Genomic DNA, 2,525 nt, shown 5'->3' on the forward strand with positions numbered 1-2,525 from the left:
CCGCCTCGAAGACCCCGACCAGACCACCCGCGACGCGGCCGGCGCGGTCCTCGCCCACCTGCACGCCGCACTGGCCAGCGCCGCCCCACGCCCCGCCGAGAACCGGCCGGCTGAACCCGAGCTCGGCCGACGCCGCCCGCCCGCTTAGTACTGCAATCACAGTGATGGGGTCTGGCCTCGGCGTTTGTAGTGACTGTGGCGTGCGCGCATCTGGCTTCGCCGTCTCCACCATGACCAGCGCAGATGGTGTGTCGGGGTGAGGTTTTGCGGGCGTAAGAGGAAGCCGATGAGGCGGCGGATCTCCGCGACGGATAGAGGTATCAGGCCGGTTTGTCCGAGATCGTCGCCCCCTTTGACAGCTCTTGTGTGCGGATGGCGGTCAGGGCGGCGAGGGTGGCCATGGACAAGGTGATGTGGCGGTACCAGGCGTCGTAGCGACGGACCTGGTAGTGGTCCAGGCCGCATTCGTTCTTCGCGGCCTGGAAGCACTCCTCCACCGCCCATCTCGCGCCGGCCACCTTGGCCAGGTCCTTCAGGCGAGTGCCGGCCGGGCCGTAGCAGACGTAGTAGGCGATCTCGGTGGGGTCGGTGACGCTTCGGCGGGCGAGGACCCAGTGTCCGAAGCCGTTCTCCCACGAGATCCGGATCGGGACACGGGCCCAGTCGTAGAGCCTTTGGCCGTGTGCGCCGGCCCCGGCGGACAGGCGCTTCCACGCCTGCCGGGGCAACCCCGCGACCAGGGCGTCGACCCGGGCGTCGCCGCCGCGGACGGTGATGACGGTGTCGTTGACCTTGGTCGCCAGCACGTGCGCCACCGACCGTTGCTCCATCCAGTACCGCAGACGCTTGACCTGTCCGTACGCCTCGTCGGCGGTCACCCACGCGAACGGGACCTTGGCGTCCAGAGCCCGCTGGAGCATCGCCTGGAAGTGCTCGATCTTCGTGGCGAACGGCACCTCGTCCGGGACGCCGGCCGCCCGGCACCGCTCCCGGTCGTCGGTCCACGAGGCCGGCAGGTACAGCTCGCGATCGATCAACGCCCGCGCCCTGCACGGCTACCTGCGCTGGCGCAACGCCAACGCCCACCACCCCGACGTCCTCGATGCCCAGCACCGCGAACGCGCCCGCATCCGCAGCGAGAAAGGCATCCGCTGGGGTGGACGCCCATTCGCTGCTGCGGCCTGACCACCATGCCGGACGCCGCGATCACAGTCGGCGTTCTGCCGCGAACCCTCTCATCAAGCGGGTAGAACCTGGCGGGCAGGGACCTCAAAGATCAGTTCGCGACCGTCCTCCTCATCCCATTGCTCTCCGACCTCCACGAAACCGAAGCCTGCGATCGTGGCCAGGGAGGCCACGTTGCTCGCCCAGCGTGGATCGGGCGTATCCCTGGCGTCGGAAGTCCGGAGCAACGGAGTAGCCGATCTCGACCATGCCGACCTCGTCGGGCGGTCCGTGGAACCCGGCATGCCCAACGACGAGACCCTTGTCGCCGACGACTGCTTGGCGCACCATCCACCGCGCATGGCCGGGATCGTCGGCCATCTGACCAAGCCGGAACTGCCACAGCCACCGGGCCCCGTCGGTCAGAAAGTACTCGGTCAGCGAGACCCCGGCCGTCCTACTGGCTGCTGACAGGTCTCCATCGAGCAGAGCGGACATCGCCCCGCCGGACAGCTCGACAAAACGGACGCGTTTCGGACTCCGGGTGAACGGTCTCTTGCGATCGGCTTCATCTGTCACCTGCGGATGCTCGCCGACCAGCCCGAAGAGCGTCCATCGATTTTCGAAGTGGCCCGCGACATCGGCCCCACCCCGGTGAACGTTCCCGGCCATAGCACTAGCGTTCGACCTGTACGGCAACGTGTGGGCGTCGAACACCCCTGACGGACCAACTTCTCCGACGAGACCACCCACCCCTGGCTGCAGGCCACCGGATACCCACCACGTGGCCCCTGCCTGGGCGCAGCGTGGCTCTACGCCAGCGCGGCGATCGGGCCTGGCTGCGGGATGGTGTCGGTCTCGGTGATGGATCCGGCCGTGCGAACGCCGCCGGCCGCGTCTGGCAGCCACAGCCGGGCGGTACGGCCTCGGTGTGCGGCGCCCCTGCCGGAGGACCGGACCTCGATCCACCGGCCGTCGAGTTGTCCCCAGCCGTCGCCGAGGCCAGTCCATTCCCGGTGGGTGACCTCCAGGCGCAGCGCGGAGCCGGGCCAGGGGCGGTCGAGGCAGAGCATGACGGCACCGGTGCGCCGCAGGTGGGCGTCCAGGCGGGCGGTGGTGCGGGGGCGAGGCGTTCAGGCGGGCGGGCCATCAGGACGGTGCAGGCGCCGGCGAGCGCGGAGACGACCTCGCCGAAGTGGCTTTCGTCGACCTGGTCGGCGACGAGGAGACGGTCGAGGGGCAGGCCGTCTCTGCGATGGTGTCCCGTGGAGTGGTCCTACGTTGTTGGTGGGGTCGGACGGGCCAGTCGTATGGTCTTGAGATCCAGAGACTCCGGGTATGGCTATGGAGTGGTTGTCCTC

The 2,525-nt window shown here is 69.1% G+C and carries 2 protein-coding genes and 2 pseudogenes; 1 reads left to right on the plus strand and 3 read right to left on the minus strand.

The annotated features are described in order from the left end of the window. Positions 1-320: 320 nt before the first annotated feature. Positions 321-1,040: pseudogene (locus ACWCXH_RS39810) on the minus strand (IS701 family transposase); the annotation flags it as partial. Here ACWCXH_RS39810 and ACWCXH_RS39815 point away from each other — a divergent pair. Then, positions 1,039-1,185 (plus strand): annotated as a pseudogene (locus ACWCXH_RS39815) (integrase); the annotation flags it as partial. The pseudogenes ACWCXH_RS39810 and ACWCXH_RS39815 overlap by 2 nt on opposite strands. Before the next feature lie 111 nt (positions 1,186-1,296). Here ACWCXH_RS39815 and ACWCXH_RS39820 read toward each other — a convergent pair. Next, complete coding sequence (locus ACWCXH_RS39820; RefSeq protein WP_449806399.1) at positions 1,297-1,836, minus strand: GNAT family N-acetyltransferase; 540 nt, start codon at positions 1,834-1,836, stop codon at positions 1,297-1,299. Between the two features lie 140 nt (positions 1,837-1,976). Further along, positions 1,977-2,237: a hypothetical protein gene (locus ACWCXH_RS39825; RefSeq protein ID WP_449806400.1), complete on the minus strand. Its 261-nt coding sequence runs from the start codon at positions 2,235-2,237 to the stop codon at positions 1,977-1,979. Positions 2,238-2,525: the final 288 nt, after the last annotated feature.

It is taken from the genome of Kitasatospora sp. NPDC001660 (assembly GCF_053596725.1).